This window comes from Sporosarcina sp. ZBG7A (assembly GCF_000813425.1).
Lineage (GTDB): Bacteria > Bacillota > Bacilli > Bacillales_A > Planococcaceae > Sporosarcina.
Window position 1 is genome coordinate 23,674 of sequence record NZ_JWIB01000024.1, and the last position, 19,605, is coordinate 43,278.

The following is a 19,605-nucleotide window of genomic DNA, read 5'->3' on the forward strand; positions in this document are numbered from 1 at the left end:
TCTTTAACTTAAATAATCGAACACCACAAGTGAATATAATGGATTGACGGGCCAGTAATTACCTCAAAGAGATCGGAATTTAAAAATCTAAATAAGAGGAGAGATGCCGGGTGAATGAACAAGAAGGAACACTGATTGACTACTTTGAAAGAACTGAACCAATTGAGATGTTAGAAGAAATTGGAGGACATTCACCTTATCCCGCAGATGTGAAGTTGATCAATCGTTTAGAAACGTTGCACGGACTCACAAAGCCGGTCATTAATGTATTGTTGCAGTACGTCATTTTGAGTGATAATGGAAAAATTCATCAAACGCGTGTCCTCAGTATGGCAAGCCACCTGGAACTGAACAATATAAAAACCGCACAGCAGGCTTTGGAGTTTTTCAAGGCACAGCATGCTATTAAGAAAAAGTGGGAGGAGGAGAATTTGAGAGAACAAGGTGGGAAGGATCTGAGACTTTTCACTTCTGATGAAACTTACAAAAAATTCACAGAGATCCTACAACATTATGGCCAAACCAATGTTGACGATGGCTTCCAATCTCTAGTGAATCAAGCATATAAGGAATATATCGAGATTGAACAGAATTCTCCTCAAGCTAGCTTAGTAAAGAAACATTAACTATTAGTTTAAACATTTTTTTGAGGGATCTTTGGTATGTAGTTAATACTCGATATCTGCTCGTGTTTTGCATACATTCAAAGTAAGTGAGTAGTCAATTAGGACAAGTCGACATAAAAATAGTTAAAAGCCTTTGATCCCAAAGTGGGAGTCAAAGGCTTTATTTGTTTTAGATATCCATAGAACATAAATGGCTCAATAATTTTTCATATTAGCTTAATAGGAAATGGCAGAACCTCTTTTAGGGTGAATCATAAAAGCTCGATTCCTAATAGGTTTGCAATCTTTTCTCTATAGATATCAAACTCTTTAACTGTTTTTAAATTGGCCAACATTCCTTGGAATACATATTTCTCGATAGAAGGTTTCTGAAGTTCACTGATTAGAAACGCTATCACTCCAGCGAGACCATTCCTTTGATCATCACTAAAATTCATAATCTCAAGTTGTTCTTGCATATCCGCCAGTAAAGCAGAGGCTTTTTCAATATGATTTAACGATTCGCATGAATTATTTGTGAAAAGATCCAGCAAGTTGTTTTTCATGATTGGTTCCTCTCCTTTTTCAAAAGAGGCCACCATATCTTCAATACGGTTCATGATGAAAGTTGGAACAAGCGTCGCATCGATCTGGGAATCTTGAATAAGAATGGATGCTAAGTAACTGCTTCTAATTCCTTCAATCAGCATAATAATATCGCCTGTGTAGCCATTTATTTTATCTCCATATACTTCCTTCAAATTCTTTTCGTACCAAGTCAACATTTCAAATTGAGTTTTCCCCATAACTTCACGAAGTTCTTTGTTGATTGTAAAACTTTGTTCCCGCATATATACCATGAAAAAGTCTTTTTGTTTGGTAAGTTGTTCGAACGGTACGCTTAACAGTTTTGCGAGTTTTTCACGGGGAGGTAACTGTTCAGCATCAATTTCGTGTGTACGTGTTCTCATCTGTTCGAAGTAATATTCGAAGATGGCAATGTGTAACGCCTCTTTAGATGTGAAGTAATTATAAAATGCTCCTTTAGAGATTCCGCAGTCGTTTACAATTTCTTGGATGGATGTGTTCGTGAAGCCGTTTTCTGCAAATAGCTTGATGGCCGACTCAATGATTTCTTTTTGTTTTCGTACCTTCATTAGTCTCACCTTTTCATCGTGCAAATTTTTATGTATTACCATTCAGTTTACCAAGCAGTCACATTTTGTCAACAAGAGGGTGGTCTGGATTTAGAATGGTCGTTTCGCATGACGGATGAGTCATATGAAGTGAATTTAAATGATTTCACAGTTACTTAAGGTTGATAATAGGATGCTATTATTCTTGCATTTGACTGACTGGTCATTTATAGTGTGAAACATCGTGACTACATGGTCAATGATAGAGAGAACTATCAAATACGGGGAGTGTATCACTTGAAGAAAATCACTAATTTCGCACTCAACAACAAATTCGCAGTGTGGATACTAACTATTATGGTTGTTGTTGCTGGATTGTACTCTGGTTTCAATATGAAACAAGAAACAATGCCTACGATAACTTTACCGAACGTAACGGTTTTGACTACCTATCCAGGAGCGGCTCCGGATGACGTAGCTGAAAAAGTTACTGTTCCAATTGAACAACGGATTCAAAACTTGGATGGTGTCGAACTGGTTAGCTCTTCTTCTTTAGCTAACGCATCATCTATTCAAGTTCAATTTGGGTTCAAAACTGATATGGATAAGGCAACCGAGGAAATAAAAGAAGCCTTGTCGAAACTTTCGTTACCTGAGGGTGTAAAGGAGCCACAAGTATCACGTTTAAGTTTCGATGCGCTCCCAGTCATGACATTAAGTGTTAGTGATAACAAACGAACTGCGCAAGAGATGACCACTGTAGTAGAAAATGATGTGCTGCCTGTTCTAGACGGTATTGAGGGCGTGGCAGATGTTCAAATTACTGGACAACAATTGAAAAAAGTAACAATAGAATTTGACGAAGATCAGTTAAAGAAATACGGATTGTCACAGGATACGATCCAGCAGATTATTCAGGGATCGGATATTACATTCCCGTTAGGCTTAACAAATTTTGATGGCAAGGTGAAAAACCTAGTCATTGATGGAAATATTGCCAGTGTAGACGATTTGAAAAAATTGGAGATTCCTTCCATACCTGCCCAAGCAGGTCAGATGGATCAAGCGCAACAAGGGAACCCAGGTACACAAACACAGCAAGGAAATTCACAGGCACAAACACCAATGGAAATTCCTTCTGTCACGTTAGGAGATTTAGCTGAAATCAAAGTCGTGAGTGAGGCTGAATCGATTTCAAGAACGAATGGAGAAGACTCCATCGGTATTCAAATTGTAAAAGCAGCTGACGGCAATACTGTTGAAGTTGTAAATAATGTAAAAGATGAAATTTCTACTATTGAAAAAGACTTGGATCTAAAAGTCATTACTACGTTGGATCAAGGGGAACCGATTGAGGAAGCGGTCAGTACTATGCTTAGTAAAGCGTTGTTTGGGATCGTATTTGCCGTATTGATCATCTTATTGTTCTTGAGAAGTATCAAAACGACGCTCATTTCAATCGTTTCGATTCCATTGTCTTTACTAATGGCAATCTTCCTCTTGCATCAAATGGATATCACGTTAAACCTTTTAACACTAGGTGCCTTGACGGTTGCGATTGGGCGTGTAATCGATGATTCGATCGTCGTTATGGAGAATATCTATCGACGTATGGCTTTACCGGGTGAACAATTACGTGGAAAAGAGTTAATACGTGAAGCGACACGTCAGATGTTTATCCCCATCTTCTCATCTACGATCGTAACGATTGCTGTGTTCTTGCCAATTGGATTAGTTGGTGGAATTGTCGGGGAGATGTTCTTACCATTTGCTCTAGCAATTGCATTTGCACTCGCAGCTTCTTTGATTGTGGCTGTGACTATTGTTCCAATGCTTGCTCATTCATTGTATAAAAAACAACTGAGTCTTGTTGGAACTAAAGAAAATAAAGCAAAAGAAGAAAAGCCAGGAAAGTTAGCCAAGTCATATAGCCGTATTTTGGAATGGACACTGAATCATAAACTGATTACCTTCGGAGGATCTGTAGTGATTCTCGTGTTAAGTTTCTTCTTAGTTCCATTGATAGGCGTCAGCTTCTTGCCTGATGAAGAAGAAAAAATGATCGTGGCTACTTTTAGTCCGGAAGCTGGCCAAACAAGAGAAGATGTAGAAGTAATCGCAATGGATGCAGAGAAATATTTAAATAATCATGAAGGTGTTACGACTTACCAGTATTCACTCGGTGGCGGTAGCCCGATGGATGCCATGATGGGAATGGGTGGAAGTAATTCTGCGCTATTCTTCATTGAGTACGATGAAGATTTTAAAAACTTCGGAGAAGAAACATCGAAAGTCATTGATAAGCTTAATGAAAATTCAGCCCAAGGTGAATGGAAGAGTATGGACTTTGGAGGCATGGGTGGTAGTGGCTTACAATTATATGTCTATGGGGATAATAAGAAAGATATCGAGAAAGCAACGGATCAGATCTTACCTATTCTAGAAGACAACAAGAATTTGGAGAAAGTCGAGTCCAGCCTTTCAGAAGCATATGATCAGTACACACTGGTCGCAAATCAGAAAAAATTGAGTAGCCTAGGGTTGACGGCGGCACAAGTGGGTATGAATCTCATGCCTCCTGGTGAAGCACCTGCGCTCACTACGGTAAAACAAGATGGAAAAGAGTTAAATGTGTATATCGAAGTCAAGGAAGACGAATATAAGAATATCGACGAGTTGAAGAACAAAGTCATTCAATCACCGTTAGGCATCCCGGTCAAATTGGGAGATGTGATGGATGTTGAAGAAGGCAAAACGCCAGATACAATCCAGCGAAGAGATGGCAAAATGTATGCTTCACTTACTGCAGATGTGATGAGTAAAGATGTTGCAGCGATTTCAAGTTCAGTAGAAAAGAAAATCAGTGATCTGGATTTACCGAGCGGAGTGAAGGTGGACTTCGGTGGTGTCACAGAGCAAATCAATGAATCGTTCTCACAATTAGGAATCGCTATGCTAGCTGCAGTAGCTATCGTCTACTTTGTACTTGTAGTGACATTCGGTGGGGCACTAGCACCACTCGCTATTTTGTTCTCACTACCATTTACAATCATCGGTAGTTTAGTCGCGCTTTGGATTGCTGGGGAGCCAATAAATGTTTCATCGATGATTGGTGCATTGATGCTGATTGGTATTGTTGTAACGAACGCGATTGTTTTGATTGACCGCGTGATTCATCAAGAGAAGGAAGGACTCTCTACAAGAGAAGCCCTTTTGGAAGCGGGATCTACTCGTCTCCGTCCAATCTTAATGACAGCTCTTGCTACTATCGGTGCGCTCATACCATTGGCACTGGGTGTAGAAGGTGGCGGTGGAGGACTGATATCTAAAGGTCTCGGTGTGACAGTTATCGGTGGTCTGATCAGTTCTACGCTACTAACACTTGTAATCGTTCCAATTGTTTATGAGACGTTCATGAAAAAGCGTAAGAGAAAAGTGAAAAGATAACTTTTGGATTTAAATACGTTGGTTACATCAATCTCTATCTGCAAACAGGTATCTTGCCCATTGAGGCGAGTTACCTGTTTTGTGTTTTAGTTTAATATTTCTTCATTACTGATACTGAATGTGGAAGTTAGCGTACATAACGGAATCGAGTGATGAAGAAGATAAATAGGACGAGAGGTTCAAAAAAAGAAGTGATACCCATATGATTGTCAATGCTCGTTTTGTATTTGGAATTGAATCGGTTAACAAATCTTTCTAAATTCATTGATAACGTTTAGAATAGATGTATAAGGGGAGTGAATTCAATTGAAATATAATGGCACTTGGGATTTAGAGAGTATATTTAAAGGCGGAACCAATTCGGAAGACGTGCAAACTAAACTTGAATCTGTTAAAGAAGATATTGTACGTTATGCAGATCAGTTGAAAGCATGGAATAGCGATCCAGGTAACGATGCTTCTACTTTGCAAAATATATTGAAACAACAAGAGGTAATCGGCAAAGGCTTGGGCCAAGTTGGTACATTTATTAATATGTGGCATGACGCCTTTATGGACGATGAACATGCAAGTGTTGTTAAGGGTCAAGTGATGGAACTTTACAGCGAAATTCAGCAACTATCAACGATCTTCACTAAAAAACTAGTAGCAATCTCAGATGATCAATGGAGTAAACTCCTGAAAGATGATGTCTTAAAAGAAATTAGTTTCTCATTAGATGAGATTCGTGAACAAGGCAAACGCCTTTTGTCTGAAGATGAAGAGAAACTGATTGCTAAATTAAATAAAGACGGTATCGCAGCTTGGAGCGATTTGTATAATACAGTAGGCTCCATTATGACTGTTCCCTTTACAGATAAAGACGGCAAAACAACTGACTTATCTATTGGGCAAGCGATGAACAAAATGTATGCTGATCCTGATTCAGATGTGCGGGCTGAGCTTTTTGAAGACTGGGAGAAAGTCTGGTCTAAAAATGGACTTGTTTTTGCAGACATCCTCAACCATTTAGCAGGCTATCGATTAACATTGCAAGATGCTCATGGACGAAAGGGCCATTTAGAAGAACCACTTGAATATAACCGGATGACGGAAGAAACGCTTAGAGCTATGTGGTCAGCTGTTGACGCGCAGAAACAAACGTTTCTTGATTACTTAGCACAAAAGGCGAATTTGTTAGGCATGGATAAGTTGGGCTGGCAAGACGTGGATGCACCCGTTGCAATGGGCGAAACAAAACCAACGCGTTTCACCTATGATGAGGCATGTGATTTTATAATTGAGCATTTTACTTCATTTGGACCAAAACTGACAGACTTTACAAAACATGCGCTTGAAAACCGTTGGGTTGAAGCGGAAGATCGTTCGAATAAACGCCCTGGAGGGTATTGCACGAGCTTACCTGAATTTGAAGAGTCCCGTATTTTCATGACATTTACAGGTTCACCGAGTGATACGAGTACATTAGCACATGAATTAGGACATGCTTTCCACAGTCACGTCATGAAAGATTTGCCGGAACTAAATCAAGGATATGCCATGAACGTCGCTGAAACCGCTAGTACATTTGCTGAAACTATTATTGCGGATGCAACTGTAAAAAATGCTACGACTGATGAAGAAAAAGTATCTCTTCTGGCGAATAAATTAGAAGGTGCAACAGCAATGTTTTTAAATATTCGTGCGCGCTTCTTATTTGAGGATAACTTTTACGCGGAACGTGCAAAAGGAATCGTATCAGAAAAACGCTTGAATGAATTAATGGTAGAAGCACAGAAAGAAGCATTTGGAGATACTTTATCCTCTTATCATCCGCACTTCTGGGCAGCCAAGTTACACTTCTTTATTGATAGTGTACCGTTCTATAATTTCCCGTATACATTTGGTTATTTATTCAGCCTTGGTATTTACGCGGAATACTTGAAACACCCGGAAGGATTTGAAGAGAAGTATATTGCCTTACTTAGAGATACAGGATCAATGAAAGTTGAAGATTTAGCAAAGAAACATCTAGGTGTAGATGTAACTAAGGAAGATTTCTGGGCAGCGGGGATTGAGCTCGTTGGAAGAGATGTAGAAGAATTTGTTGAATTGACAAATAAACTTCAGAAGTAAAAATTAAAAAGGTGCTTATCTCATTTTTGTGAAGTGAGGTAAGTACCTTTTAATTAGGATAGATAAGATACATTAGGAGATTGAAGTAGCATAAGAAAGTTTGTCGAGATTATAATGTATAGTTGACTTAGGAATTACAGTACTTAATCTTTTATTTGGATGAATTTTGGAGTTTTTTAAACAAAGGAGAGTGTCAATTTGGGAGTAGTCTATATTGCAGGTGGATGTTTGTGGGGAGTACAAGCTTTTATAAAAACGTTACCGGGTGTTGAGTTTACAGAAGCAGGAAGAGCCAATGGAAACAGTCATACACTTGTGGGTGATTATGACGGGTACGCTGAATGTGTGAAAACAGAATTTGACCCGACAGTTGTAACAATCAAAGAGTTAATGGGCTATCTATTTGAAATTATTGATCCATACAGTTTGAATAAGCAGGGTGAGGACGTTGGTGAGAAGTACAGAACAGGCGTATATAGTGAGGTCTCTGAACACCTTGAAGAAGCGAAAGCATTTCTTAGGGGAAGAAGTGATTTTGATCGTATAGTTGTTGAAGTTTTGCCTCTTACAAACTATGTAAAAAGTGCAGAAGAACATCAAGACAGGTTAGATAGATGTCCAAATGATTATTGTCATATTTCGCAAGAACTATTAAGCAAGTACAGGCGGACCTGAAAGGTAAAAGTGGCTGCCAGTATGGAATGGTTGTACTGTCATTTATACATAAGTTTAAATGTTTCACAATCAAATGTGATTGGTTAAAATCAAAATCACAAGCCTAATTCCTCTTTCGAGATACGGAGGAATTAGGCCTTTTTATCTCTCGGAATCAATGTTATTTTGTTTGGTACATTCGTATTTATGTATTGAAAGTTGTACAATTGAGCAGCTTTTATCGTATAAAAAGAGTTATTATTTTATCAATATATACAGTGTCTCTAAATCTTTCTTGTTCAAAATCCGAGGGACTGGGTAAAGGGGATTCGCTTCTTTATATGCACGATCCACCATTAATGGAATGTCTGTTGTTTCAATCCCGCTTATTGTTTCAGGAATGTCCATCTTTTTATTCATTTGTCTAAGAGCTTCAATGAATTTCTTACATTTAACTTCTTCAGAATCGCTTGAATCGGTGATACCCGCTATATCTGCCAGCTCTGCAAGCGGTTTGTGTACAGCTTTACCGTAATACTCGAGTACATGCGGCATAATGACTGCATTTGCGAGCCCGTGGGGAACATTATAGAATCCCCCGAGAGTGTGTGCAATGGCATGGATATAGCCAACGTACGCACGAGTAAAAGCTCTTCCTGCTAGAAAGGAAGCGCGCTGCATATTGGCGCGGGCTTTGATATTCTTTCCATTTTGATAAGCTTCATAAAGATTCTCGAAAATTAACTGCGTTGCTTCTCGACTCCACTGCTTCGTTTGCGGTGTATTGCTCCTGCCGATATATGCTTCAACTGCATGGGTGAGTGCGTCCATTCCGGTTGTGGACGTAATATGTTTCGGGAGATTCACAGTTAACAGTGGGTCCATAACCGCAAAGTGCGGGGTTAGAACAGGATCGTTAATAGCATACTTTTCATGAGTTTCGCTGTTAGAGACAACTGAGACAATTGTCGTTTCACTTCCAGTTCCTGCAGTCGTTGGGATTGCAACCAGTGGAGGAATTGCTTTACGTATTTTCAGTTGACCTTTCAATTGTGCGAGTGTTTTCCCTGGTTGAGCTACTCGGGCAGCAACTCCTTTTGCACAATCCATTGGAGAACCTCCACCAAACGCAATAATCCCTTCACACCCGGAAGACTTATATAGTGTTAGAGCATCTTCAATGTTGTCAATCGTTGGATTCGGAACGGTTTTATCATATACGACGTATTGAATCCCAAACATAGTGAATCCTTCTAATAGAGGGTCCATTAGTCCGAGCTGTGAAATGCCTGCGTCTGTAACTATGAGCACATTTCCAATTGATTGACGTTGTAATAAGCTTGGTAATTCTGCCAAGCTGTTTTTGCCTTCTAACAAAAGAGGGTGCCGCCAAGGAAGAAATTGTGCCACTGTTTTGTAGGCGAATTGATAGGTTCTGCAGTAAAGAGAGTACACGAGAGAACTCCTTTCCATCGACTGTTTTTTTATGAAGCATGTTCCTACATAAAAACAACCAAAGCTGTTGTAGTAACAGCTTTGGTAAAATCACGTTTCCTGTTTCCATCTAAAGTAGTTGTATACGAGCTGGAGAACTAATGTAGCAGTTAACACCCAAATTGCAGCTGTTTTAAAGAGTAGTGAAAACCCCGGTGAATTGAGAAGGACAATAATTAGGATTAGGGCAATTGGTATCATCCAAACTGTTCGAACAAACTTTTTGTGATACGACAGACTCCAATAGAACAGCCCATGTTCTTTACCATTTTTCATATATATACCTCCTCGTGAAAGGTGAATTTGTCAAATCCAACGAACGTGTATGTGTAGTATACTGAAATTTAACAGTAATAACAATTTAAAAAATCTATTTATTCCCAAACTATATGTTCTTTTGTATGTAGAATTCTCGAATGAAAGCTCCTAGAGCTCCTGATATCAAAATAATGACGAATATATTTAAAAACCTTACAAAAGCGTATGGAGAAAAAATTGCTTGGATACTATTTGCAATAACGATTCCTGTGAAGCATATAGAACCGATAACTATCTGTTTTTGAACTTTTTTCATGTGACGGCCTCTTTTCTTGTAAGATTTATTTAAACGGTTTGATGGGTTTTGGTGTGCAGGATAATTCTACTCGATTATATTAAGAATTTTATGTAAAATAGATGGAAGGAATATACTGAAGATAAAATAAGCAGGAGGTGCGGAAGTGAATACAAGACGACTAACGAAGTCATCAACTGATTCTTCACTGCATGGTGTTTGTGGCGGCATCGCAGAATTCTTTGGCATTTCTTCATTTCTCGTAAGACTAATTTTTATTATGACGCCTGCATCATTAATTGTATATATTTTACTGGCTAACATGCTGCCTGACAGTCCACGGAGGATATCATCTAGGTATTAGATTTTGGATGAGGGGTGATTGGTTGAAGAAAATTGGATTCATCACAATTGGCGTCATTGTGATTGTTGTAAGTCTGGGGTTAGCTCTTAATAGCAATAAGGTTTTTCCTGGTGATCAAACAAATTCTCATTCGAAAAAGATGTCGGAGCCATCGATTCTTCAAATTGATGGAAAGAATAAGCAACCTGTAGAGAAAGAATTTCCGATGAATATGAGTGAATACGATATTCAAGTCGTGATACATGCGATGTCTCATCAAAAGGTGAAAGCTGAAGATAAATGGACGTCTATATTGATGACGCCTGAACGTGTCAGTCGACTGTTGGATGTGGTAAATGCTAAAGACGAGCGTTTTGAAAAGAATGGACCGCTGTATCTGGAAATATTACAGCGATGGGCAAGCGGTGATTTTTCTAAAGTCGATCAGGATCACAATGCGATTTGGCAACTCCAGGGAGGGACTGTAGGTAGAGCGACAGGGATTCTAACGGAACAGCAAGAAGAAGATTTCATTGACGAACAATTAACTAAAGCTGAAGAAGATAATTAGGCCTGATTAGAAATCATACTCCAGGGGAGGAAAGTGAATTATATATTTCGCATATAAGAATATTCTTATATAGTAGTATGGATTAAGGGGAGGAAAACTTGTTTTTGGATTCAACATTTATTGCTATCATTATTTTCGTTTTGACTTTTGTATGTATCATTTGGAAGCCGAAAAATCGATCAATGGCTCCTTATTCGTTAAAAAATAAAAGCGGGGCTGTTCCGATACGTCATGTTAATGACCTTTCAGTACAGCCCTGCTTTAATGTTGACTTATTTTTTGTTGTTCGCCTTATACACTTCTGAAGCAAACTCAGCGACATATCCACTTCCACCGTTATCTTCTACATTTTCAATCATCATCGCAAGGATAAATGCTGGATTGTTTGTATTGTAACTTATAAAGAAGCCGTTTTCTTGTCCTCGGCCCTCTGTAGAAGTCTTCAACTCTGCAGTCCCTGTTTTCCCTGAAATCGGGATGTCCGGAATATTGACTGCTTGGGCAAAGCCATCCACTACAACACTTCGAAGATCTCGTTTCAGCTCATCTGCGGTTTCCTTGTTTAGAATTCCGTCTTTCCACACCTGCTGGGTTTTATCATCTAACAATAACGTCGGCTTATACATAATGCCATTCGTTAAAATCGGTTCATATATCGTTGCAAGATGTAAAATATTCGCTAACATTTGACCTTGGCCGAAAGAGGTATCAGCAAGTTGACCTTCTGAAGCAATCGTTCCATCATTCGAAATCTGAGAAGGGGAGATGTTGAGCATGAATGGAATCTCTTCACCAAATCCGAATTTTGTTAAACCAGATATGAAATCTTCCTTGCCAATTGCTAGCGCCTGTTGCGCAAAGTAAATGTTATCAGAATAGATGAGCGCATTTTTTAAGTTCAGAGGATTCGGTGCTTCCGGATGTAGTCGTGAAACCCGATAAGCTCCCCAAGAAGAATCCTTTTGCCACGTTTTCCCCGTGATCGATAGTCCCTTTTCTGGTTTCAATGTTCCTTTTTCCATGCCAATTGCCGCAGTAATGGGTTTTAAGGACGAACCAGGTGCGTAAGCCGCTGCAAACCGGTTAAACAGAGGTTTCAGTGGGTCTTCAGATAGTTTTTTATAGCGCTCTCCGCTAATTCCCAACATGAATTCTGTAGGTTCGAAACTAGGGGAGCTGACGAGTGCTAGTGTTTCGCCTGTCTGTGGATCCACCGCAGCACTTGCGCCTGGTTCACCTTTCATGGACGTGAAAACCTTTTTCTGTAACTCTGCGTCAATCGTCAATGAAATATTCTCTCCATTTTCAGCTTCAGTCTCTACTATTTTTTGCAAGGTTGCGCCTGACTCGGGACCTTTAATATAAATCCCGACGCCGTCTTTTCCTCTCAACCGATCTTCCAAAATACGTTCAAGACCTTGTCTACCGATTAAATCCGTTTCTTTATAGCCTTCATCTTTGTGCTTTTCCAATAATTCAGCGGTGATTTTCCCGATATATCCTGTTAAATGGGCAGCAGATTCACCATACGGATATTCTCGCATTTCTGTCTCTTGATAGGTGACCCCAGGGATGGTAATAAGTTTATCCAACAATGCTTGATTGTTTTTGGAAACAGGAGCAATCGGTACAAAATAGTCGGGTTGTACCCAACTTTGGTTGACCTGCTTATCGATAAACTCGACAGTTGTATTCAGAAGTTTAGCCAGCTCGCTTTTTTTTGTTTCATCTGTAAACTTACCTGGAACGATTCCTGCTTCATAGCCAGTCCCATTCACGGCAAGAGGATTTCCATTCCGGTCAAATATTTTTCCGCGTTTTGCTGGCATCGTTGAGATTTGAATCTTATCTTTTTCCGTTAATTTCGGAAGAATGAAAGACGGATCCCACCCTGCATACCAGTTTTCTGTATCATCATGAGTTTCGTAGTGCCACGTCAATTCCTTTTCGAATTCAATAGGACCGGCTATGGTATCCATTGATATTTGAATTGGGAAGGCAGCTGGCTTTTCCTCGTCCCATTCCTTCTCTTCCTTAGGTTTTTTGTACGTGATTTTCAGGTTTTTGATCCCTAAATCCTCTGCCAATTTCTTTTGTCGATCCACAAATTCATCAGCTTCGAACATTTTTTTCGTATCCGTATTTAAAAACTCATTGTACATCTCGGAGAATTTACTTTCATTCCAATTACTGACGTAAGCCTGCATTCGATCACCAGGCGTTTCTTTCTCTTTGCATCCTGTCAGGAGGATTGAAACGAATAGTATCGAAATGGCACACAATATTTTTTTCAAAAAATGACCTCCTCAATCTATCTGCATTAGTCGGTTTGTCTATTCACTCATTATATCCATCGTACTAGAACTTACCCAAAAATTAAATAACAAATTGAAATGTTATATCTATAGGAGAGGTACCTAAGCTGATTTTTGTACACTTCGTCTAGTTAAAGATACGATGATAAGGTAAATAGAATCGGAATCGCAATGAATAGAAGGGAGAATGACACATGAAATACAATTTTGATACAGTTGTTGATCGCATGAAATCATCGAGCGTTAAATGGGATGGGGCAGAAGCATTGTTCGGTGAAAAAGACTTATTGCCCCTTTGGGTAGCTGACATGGATTTCAAGGTACCAGACGAAGTGTCAAAAGCTGTCGCAGATAAGGCATCTCATGGAATTTTCGGCTATACAATAAGGGAGGAGAGCTATTACCAGTCAATCATTGATTGGATGAAAACTCGCCATAGCTGGACAATTGAAAAAGAATGGATTTGCCACAGTCCAGGTGTCGTTACTGCATTGAGCTTAGCGGTGCAAGCCTTTACCAAACCGGGTGATAAAATTATTGTGCAACCACCTGTCTACTATCCTTTCATGAAGGTGACAGAAACGAATGATCGCGAAGTCGTATATAACCCACTCGTCAATAACAATGGATCCTATGAAATGGATTTCGAGGATCTCATTTCGAAAATCGATGAGTCAGTGAAACTATTAATGCTATGTAATCCGCATAACCCAGGTGGCTTCGTTTGGAATAAAGAAGACTTGCAACATCTCGGGGATATCTGTATGGAACATGGGATTTTAGTCATTTCGGATGAAATCCATTCGGATCTAGTGTTTAAAAAAGGAAGTCACATCCCGTTTGCCTCGCTTTCAGAGCAATTCGCACAAAACAGTATTACGTGCACGGCACCAAGTAAAACCTTTAACCTAGCAGGATTACAAACATCCAATATCATTATTCCAAATGAAGGACTACGTGAGAAATTCACAACGGAAACCGAGCGGAATTCTATCGGCATGCCAAACTCGTTTGGACCTGTCGCAACAGAAGCTGCATATACACATGGCGGTCCATGGCTTGAAGACGTGTTGGAATACGTTGAAGGGAACTTGAAATTTGTAACAGATTATTTTGCAGACAACATTCCTGCATTGAAAGTTCTTCCGTTAGAAGCAACGTACCTAGCATGGATTGACTGTACAGAGCTTGGAATGACTCCTGAAGAGTTGGAAACATTCTTCCTATCGAAAGCTCACGTGGCGTTGAACCAGGGAAAAGCATTCGGTCCTGGAGGGGAAGGGTTTGTACGTATGAACCTCGCATGCTCTCGTTCTATCGTCGAAAAAGCTTCGAAACAGATCAAAGATGCAGTGAGATCCTTGTCCGTATGAATTGATAAGAATAGTTAAAAAATTGAATTGCTATACAGAACCTCTTTGGATAGAATTGTCTAAAGAGGTTCTTTTTTGTTAGGAGTGAAGAGATGGCTAGAAATGTAACGACGAGATGGATCCTGTTATGCTATACGGTTGCTGTGATTTCACTTTTGTATATTGGCCTGAGCGGTTTGATATCGAGTAGTATAGGGGGCTCGCTTCCGAACACGTTGTTCGTTCTAAGCATATGTTTTCTTGGTGTTGGTGCTTGGGGGATAGGGCTAGGAATACGAAAATATACAAAGAATCTTGATCAGGTTGCTGAAAATCTGATGAAAAAAAGATTAGTTCTCTTAACAGCATTCGGTTGGTTAATTGTTTTAGGGAGTATTTCATTCTTCCCAATTGTATTTAATTGAATCAGAATCGGCAAGCTTTTAAAGGGTGTGGGATATTTGATCATTCTTCAATTTACATTCTTCATTGTTGTGCTCGTGATAGCCTATTTTGTGATTGTTAAAAAAATGAAGACGGATTTCTTAACTAGATATTTATTATTTATTCTTATCAGTTCCTTTTTCTTCTTCAAAATTTTTCAAGAACAGTCAGCGCTGTGGGTAACGCTAATTTGTACAGTTGGTCTTGTTTTAAATGCAAAGTTACCTACTTTGAAAAAGGTCGTTCTAATTTTAGTAGCAGGAATTGTAGTTAGTCTCTATCGTGTCCCTTTTTCATCAGACGAATTTGATGACTATCTAAAAGCTACATATGGAATTGAATGTTTAGGGACTGAATGTGTGGAAGTGGTGAAAATAGTTAGTGAGGATACTATGGAATTACAAACGAAACAGTACTCCATACAAGGCTACTCATATAACTGGTACTCTGTTTTTTCTAAAGGTGAAATCGAGCTGAACGATAAATCCATCAAAGCAGTCAATGTTTTGGGATTTTGGTTTCCTCTGAGGTAATCAACTTAAGGAGCTCTTATATGAAAAGAATCTTGTTAGCAATATGTGTCATCGCTTTATTTGGAATCGCATATACGTACCAATCTCCTATTCTTGAAACAAACGAGGCAATCTACCTAGCGAAAAAACATCTAGTCACTCCACCGAAGGAATGGCAAGCATCATTTCCAAAAATAAAAGGTCAAGTTGTTCCTTGGAAAGTGAATCGTGTTGAGTTAGTGAAGCGTCGAGGTTTCTGGAGTGAACTTATGAACAAGCGAAAATGGGAAATCACAATGGAATACGAAGCACAGCAAGCTACTGTTGTTTTAAATGCATATACTGGAGAATTCATAGAAATCTATGGTCCTCTCAATTAATATGACAGAGAGATGTGCTACTGCAATTCGAAAAAATAAAAAACATAAGCATACAAGAAATAGACTTAGGCTAATTCAATCGAATGAAGGTGGAGAATAATGAATACGTTTTTTCAAAAGGTGGATCATAAGCCTGACTCCAAAATCCTGAAGTTTATCAGGGTGTTCATGGTAATCGGAATGACATTCTTTTTGTTCATGGCGATTTTCAATCATCTCGATTTGTACTACGTAATGTGGGTTTTTCTATTCGTAGCAGTTCTGTCGCTAGTTGATATAGTTGTAAGTCTTATCAATAAAGCGGACAAAAAAGTAGTACTACTTGAAATTGGTTATGCTCTTATTTGGATATTCATGTTAGTTCTGTACGTGCTTATTTAAATGTGAATTGTATGCTCTTAAAGAAGTGCGGAAATTTGAAATTTAAGGAGAATAATAATGGCGTTATTTGGTTTTATTGTAGTAGCAACAATTTTAGGAGCGACTTTACTGATTTTCGCCGGTCCGGTGTTTGGGGGAGTTCTCGCGTTTGGAATCGTTGTAGGATGTCTATTCTGGGGGTTGTACATGCTAATTGACATCCATAAAACAATCCATGCATCCTCTCCGAAAAAAGATAAAGTACAAAAAGCTTATGAACAGTATTTAAGCGAACGTCGTGAACGTTTGGAATAAATCTCTACTATCATGTTGGTAGTTGCAACTGATGGAAGTACTTTTAAAATAGGGGTGGTTTACATGAAGAGTACGATCCGGAATATGAAGGCAGAAGACGCTCAACTAATACAAGAGGTCGCGAAAATTAGCTGGAATGCAACCTACGAAGGTATCATTCCATATGATGTTCAAGAACGATTTTTATCCAGCGCCTATAGTGATGAGATGATGGCGCGTCGCTTAGACCACTCGTTGATGCTTATTGGAGAACAGGATGGAATCCTTGTAGGCTTTGCAAATTTTTCTCCAGTGAATGATGATGGTGAATCCGAATTAGCTGCGATTTATCTTCATCCAGAGTATCAAGGAAGTGGGATTGGAACGGCTTTGTTACAAGAAGGGATCGTCCAACTTAAAAATGTTGAAAAGATTTACATAACTGTTGAAAAAGATAACTTAATCGGAAAGTCTTTCTACGATGCAAAAGGATTCAAGATGATTGAACAGTTTGAAGAAGACTTCGATGGACATATGATGCAATCTGTTCGAATGGTTTTGACCCTGTAAATGGGGGAGATATGCTTGAGGAATTAGACAGGAGGTAGACGGCTTCATGTAACAAAAGAAATATTTCATCCTTCTACCTCCGTTTGTGATTTTTGGACTCATTTTGCTCTTCACGCTTCCAAAGCAGCATCTTACATATGTTTTTGTCGCTCCGATTATTTTTTGGATAGTGTATTCTAGCTGGATAGTTGTTGAGAAGAAAAGAACATACAAAAAATAGGGAAGTAACAATTAAGTAAAGTGTTAGTGAGGGGGTATAAGGGTGAGTGTTTTAAGAAACAAAAACTTCTTAAGTGTCTTGTGGGTACTGACAATATCTTTACTTGTAATATTCTTTCTAATCATTTCATCTAGCTATTTCAATACAAAAGAAATCAATATTTTTACCGCACAATGTTATGAGAAGAATGGTGAAGTTAAATTAGAAATTCACAATAACGTAACAAGCAACTATTCTTTGGAATGTAAAAAATAAAACAGTCATAATATCATGCTTTTGTTTAATAACAATTTGGTGGACTAATCCAATGAGAACTAGTATGGAATTTTCTTCATAGAAAAGGTTAGCAGTTTAAAAGCGAAAATATCAATTTCTGTGAGAATTTAAGAAATTATCGAGAGTGGAAACATCATATTTTTAGGGGGGCAGCGACCATGAACAATTCGTTCCGAAATGAAATCGAAAATCTTTATCAAAAACTAATAGCTGCTTGGAATAATCGTGATGCACAAGTAATGGCTGATCAATTTGCAGAGCAAGGCGTTCAAATTGGATTTGATGGTAGTAAAGTCATTGGACAAAAAGAAATATTATCGCATCTGGAGCCTATATTTAAAAATCATCCTACTGCACCTTTTATAACTAAGGTTAAAGATATTAGGTTATTAGGAACTGACGTCGCAATTTTACACGCTATTGCGGGTATGATTCCACCAGGAAAGACGGATATTGAGCCTAAGCTAAATGCCCTTCAAACTCTAGTTGCTGTTAAAACGGATGATGATTGGCGAGTTGAGCTTTTTCAAAATACCCCTGCTCAGTTCCATGGTAGACCTGAGTTAGTTGAAGAGATGACGGATGAATTACAGCAGCTCCTCAAGTAATTAAACTTAGATTTCACTGCGAAGACTAGCGCAATTATTAATTATAATTTCACCTATTGATAGCAACCAAGGTAGATAACCAATAATGGGGGAGTGTTATATGATTAATAAGAATTGGATTCCGATTGGACTTATTATAATTGCCATTACCATGTTAATGGCATATGATTTCTTTCCTAAGTTAAACGATTTGATATATATTCCTAAACCAGTAGTCATTGTATTCTTACTGCTAATTTTGTTTCTTGGCTTCAATACAACACCGCTTCTAAAGAATGATACATTAAGATCCCATTTCCTTTGGGGTGTTACAACTGTGTTTTTTCTAATGGGGCTAATCATTGTGTTCAGCCTTTTAGGAGGCAATTCACAAGTTGGTCTGTCCTTATCCAGTCCTGCTCTATGGATCGTTCTGGCGATTAGCGTGTTTGAGTTATACTGTGAATATAAGAAAATGAAAGCTGCTCAACCTACTCCTTGAATCCCGATCTCTATATAATTTGAACACTTTGTAGTTTAGCGTATACTGTTAACCAAACGAGTAACCCTCATTCTGTTCCTTTATTTCGGGAAATGGGCGGTTACTTTTTGACTTTGCAAGGAGGTATTCGACTATGAAACTAGAAATTATCGCAACAAGCCTACAAGATGCTCTTTTAGCTGAACGTGCAGGAGCAGACCGATTGGAATTATGTTCAGCACTAACTGAAGGTGGATTGACACCAAGTTTAGGGTTGATTGAAGCGGTTGTTGAGGGAGTTTCGATTCCAGTCCACGTCATTGTCCGTCCTCATAGTAGAACGTTTAACTATTCGGAGGAAGATATCCAAGTGATGCTTGCGGATATTCGGCACATTCAACAGACAAAAGCTGCAGGGATTGTCATCGGTATATTGGATGAAACACAACGGGTCGATACCGTTAATTTGAAGCGTTTTTTAGTTGCTGCTGGTAACTTGAATGTCACATTTCATAGAGCGTTCGATGAAATTGAAGATCAGCTTAAAGCGGTTGATATGATAGGTGACTTCCCTCAAATTCAACGAATTCTAACATCAGGCGGCCAAGCACCTGCTCCTCAATCGGTAGAGAAAATCAGGCAATTGGTGGAGAAGACCAAAAATACCTCAGTAACGATTTTAGCGGGGAACGGTATGACACCTGAAGGATTAGCTGGATTTATTGAAGCAACAGGGATTACAGAAGTCCATTTTGGATCCGCAGTCAGAGAACACCAAAGTTTTCAGTATCCCATCAACCAAGAAGTGATAACAAACATCAAATCGATCATTAGTCAATAAACTATCTTCTCTTGGATAAACACCACCTCAAAACTAAAAAGACTGTCCCAAAAGA

At 38.8% G+C, this 19,605-nt stretch carries 20 protein-coding genes; 16 read left to right on the plus strand and 4 right to left on the minus strand.

The annotated features are described in order from the left end of the window. Window positions 1-110 precede the first annotated feature (110 nt). Window positions 111-626 carry a DnaD domain protein gene (locus RL70_RS09595; RefSeq protein ID WP_039043193.1) on the plus strand — a complete coding sequence of 172 codons (516 nt, stop codon included), beginning with the start codon at window positions 111-113 and terminating at the stop codon, window positions 624-626. 251 nt (window positions 627-877) lie between these two features. Here RL70_RS09595 and RL70_RS09600 read toward each other — a convergent pair whose 3' ends face one another. Continuing rightward, window positions 878-1,762, minus strand: coding sequence for a TetR/AcrR family transcriptional regulator (locus RL70_RS09600; protein WP_039043194.1), 885 nt, complete (start codon window positions 1,760-1,762; stop codon window positions 878-880). A gap of 276 nt (window positions 1,763-2,038) precedes the next feature. Between RL70_RS09600 and RL70_RS09605 the strand changes: the two genes are divergently transcribed. From RL70_RS09605 to RL70_RS09615, 3 genes are all read left to right on the plus strand, one after another. Further along, window positions 2,039-5,188, plus strand: a complete 3,150-nt coding sequence (locus tag RL70_RS09605; RefSeq protein WP_039043195.1) for an efflux RND transporter permease subunit — start codon at window positions 2,039-2,041, stop codon at window positions 5,186-5,188. Between the two features lie 306 nt (window positions 5,189-5,494). Next, complete coding sequence (locus RL70_RS09610; protein WP_039043196.1) at window positions 5,495-7,303, plus strand: M3 family oligoendopeptidase; 1,809 nt, start codon at window positions 5,495-5,497, stop codon at window positions 7,301-7,303. Between the two features lie 198 nt (window positions 7,304-7,501). After that, window positions 7,502-7,978, plus strand: a complete 477-nt coding sequence (locus RL70_RS09615; RefSeq protein ID WP_039043197.1) for a peptide-methionine (S)-S-oxide reductase — start codon at window positions 7,502-7,504, stop codon at window positions 7,976-7,978. A 237-nt stretch (window positions 7,979-8,215) separates the two neighbouring features. Here RL70_RS09615 and RL70_RS09620 read toward each other — a convergent pair whose 3' ends face one another. Both RL70_RS09620 and RL70_RS09625 read right to left on the minus strand, forming a co-directional pair. Then, window positions 8,216-9,412 carry an iron-containing alcohol dehydrogenase gene (locus RL70_RS09620; RefSeq protein WP_039043198.1) on the minus strand — a complete coding sequence of 399 codons (1,197 nt, stop codon included), beginning with the start codon at window positions 9,410-9,412 and terminating at the stop codon, window positions 8,216-8,218. Window positions 9,413-9,502: 90 nt separating this feature from the next. Further along, window positions 9,503-9,727 carry a hypothetical protein gene (locus RL70_RS09625; RefSeq protein WP_039043199.1) on the minus strand — a complete coding sequence of 75 codons (225 nt, stop codon included), beginning with the start codon at window positions 9,725-9,727 and terminating at the stop codon, window positions 9,503-9,505. Between the two features lie 443 nt (window positions 9,728-10,170). Here RL70_RS09625 and RL70_RS17555 point away from each other — a divergent pair, with 443 nt between their 5' ends. Both RL70_RS17555 and RL70_RS09635 read left to right on the plus strand, forming a co-directional pair. After that, window positions 10,171-10,368, plus strand: a complete 198-nt coding sequence (locus tag RL70_RS17555; RefSeq protein WP_082003379.1) for a PspC domain-containing protein — start codon at window positions 10,171-10,173, stop codon at window positions 10,366-10,368. Window positions 10,369-10,390: 22 nt separating this feature from the next. Continuing rightward, window positions 10,391-10,918: a DUF6241 domain-containing protein gene (locus tag RL70_RS09635; protein ID WP_052245891.1), complete on the plus strand. Its 528-nt coding sequence runs from the start codon at window positions 10,391-10,393 to the stop codon at window positions 10,916-10,918. Between the two features lie 272 nt (window positions 10,919-11,190). Here RL70_RS09635 and RL70_RS09640 read toward each other — a convergent pair whose 3' ends face one another. Then, on the minus strand, window positions 11,191-13,212 hold the full coding sequence (locus RL70_RS09640; protein ID WP_039043201.1) for a penicillin-binding transpeptidase domain-containing protein: 2,022 nt from the start codon (window positions 13,210-13,212) through the stop codon (window positions 11,191-11,193). A gap of 215 nt (window positions 13,213-13,427) precedes the next feature. Between RL70_RS09640 and RL70_RS09645 the strand changes: the two genes are divergently transcribed. From RL70_RS09645 to RL70_RS09695, 10 genes are all read left to right on the plus strand, one after another. Further along, entirely contained in the window at window positions 13,428-14,606 is a 1,179-nt protein-coding gene (locus RL70_RS09645) for a MalY/PatB family protein (RefSeq protein ID WP_039043202.1), read from the plus strand. 92 nt (window positions 14,607-14,698) lie between these two features. Continuing rightward, window positions 14,699-15,010 carry a hypothetical protein gene (locus RL70_RS09650; protein ID WP_039043203.1) on the plus strand — a complete coding sequence of 104 codons (312 nt, stop codon included), beginning with the start codon at window positions 14,699-14,701 and terminating at the stop codon, window positions 15,008-15,010. A 36-nt stretch (window positions 15,011-15,046) separates the two neighbouring features. After that, the gene (locus RL70_RS09655; protein WP_039043204.1) at window positions 15,047-15,562 is read left to right on the plus strand and encodes a hypothetical protein; all 516 of its coding nucleotides are present in this window, start codon (window positions 15,047-15,049) and stop codon (window positions 15,560-15,562) included. A 20-nt stretch (window positions 15,563-15,582) separates the two neighbouring features. Next, a complete protein-coding gene (locus RL70_RS09660; protein WP_039043205.1) occupies window positions 15,583-15,921 on the plus strand; it encodes a hypothetical protein in 339 nt (112 codons plus the stop codon). 99 nt (window positions 15,922-16,020) lie between these two features. Continuing rightward, window positions 16,021-16,302, plus strand: a complete 282-nt coding sequence (locus tag RL70_RS09665) for a hypothetical protein (protein WP_039043206.1) — start codon at window positions 16,021-16,023, stop codon at window positions 16,300-16,302. Between the two features lie 57 nt (window positions 16,303-16,359). After that, entirely contained in the window at window positions 16,360-16,596 is a 237-nt protein-coding gene (locus tag RL70_RS09670; RefSeq protein ID WP_039043207.1) for a hypothetical protein, read from the plus strand. Window positions 16,597-16,659: 63 nt separating this feature from the next. Further along, on the plus strand, window positions 16,660-17,145 hold the full coding sequence (locus RL70_RS09675; RefSeq protein ID WP_039043208.1) for a GNAT family N-acetyltransferase: 486 nt from the start codon (window positions 16,660-16,662) through the stop codon (window positions 17,143-17,145). 654 nt (window positions 17,146-17,799) lie between these two features. Further along, window positions 17,800-18,249 carry an SgcJ/EcaC family oxidoreductase gene (locus tag RL70_RS09685; protein WP_039043210.1) on the plus strand — a complete coding sequence of 150 codons (450 nt, stop codon included), beginning with the start codon at window positions 17,800-17,802 and terminating at the stop codon, window positions 18,247-18,249. A gap of 100 nt (window positions 18,250-18,349) precedes the next feature. Further along, the gene (locus RL70_RS09690; protein WP_039043211.1) at window positions 18,350-18,730 is read left to right on the plus strand and encodes a hypothetical protein; all 381 of its coding nucleotides are present in this window, start codon (window positions 18,350-18,352) and stop codon (window positions 18,728-18,730) included. Between the two features lie 133 nt (window positions 18,731-18,863). Further along, window positions 18,864-19,550, plus strand: coding sequence for a copper homeostasis protein CutC (locus tag RL70_RS09695; RefSeq protein WP_039043212.1), 687 nt, complete (start codon window positions 18,864-18,866; stop codon window positions 19,548-19,550). Window positions 19,551-19,605: the final 55 nt, after the last annotated feature.

Excerpts from the sequence above, each read along its gene's own strand:
- RL70_RS09600 (WP_039043194.1), bottom strand. The coding sequence starts at position 1,762 with ATGAAGGTACGAAAACAAAAAGAAATCATTGAGTCGGCCATCAAGCTA.
- RL70_RS09625 (WP_039043199.1), bottom strand. The coding sequence starts at position 9,727 with ATGAAAAATGGTAAAGAACATGGGCTGTTCTATTGGAGTCTGTCGTAT.
- RL70_RS09645 (WP_039043202.1), top strand. The coding sequence starts at position 13,428 with ATGAAATACAATTTTGATACAGTTGTTGATCGCATGAAATCATCGAGC.
- RL70_RS09650 (WP_039043203.1), top strand. The coding sequence starts at position 14,699 with ATGGCTAGAAATGTAACGACGAGATGGATCCTGTTATGCTATACGGTT.
- RL70_RS09660 (WP_039043205.1), top strand. The coding sequence starts at position 15,583 with ATGAAAAGAATCTTGTTAGCAATATGTGTCATCGCTTTATTTGGAATC.
- RL70_RS09665 (WP_039043206.1), top strand. The coding sequence starts at position 16,021 with ATGAATACGTTTTTTCAAAAGGTGGATCATAAGCCTGACTCCAAAATC.
- RL70_RS09670 (WP_039043207.1), top strand. The coding sequence starts at position 16,360 with ATGGCGTTATTTGGTTTTATTGTAGTAGCAACAATTTTAGGAGCGACT.
- RL70_RS09675 (WP_039043208.1), top strand. The coding sequence starts at position 16,660 with ATGAAGAGTACGATCCGGAATATGAAGGCAGAAGACGCTCAACTAATA.
- RL70_RS09685 (WP_039043210.1), top strand. The coding sequence starts at position 17,800 with ATGAACAATTCGTTCCGAAATGAAATCGAAAATCTTTATCAAAAACTA.
- RL70_RS09690 (WP_039043211.1), top strand. The coding sequence starts at position 18,350 with ATGATTAATAAGAATTGGATTCCGATTGGACTTATTATAATTGCCATT.
- RL70_RS09695 (WP_039043212.1), top strand. The coding sequence starts at position 18,864 with ATGAAACTAGAAATTATCGCAACAAGCCTACAAGATGCTCTTTTAGCT.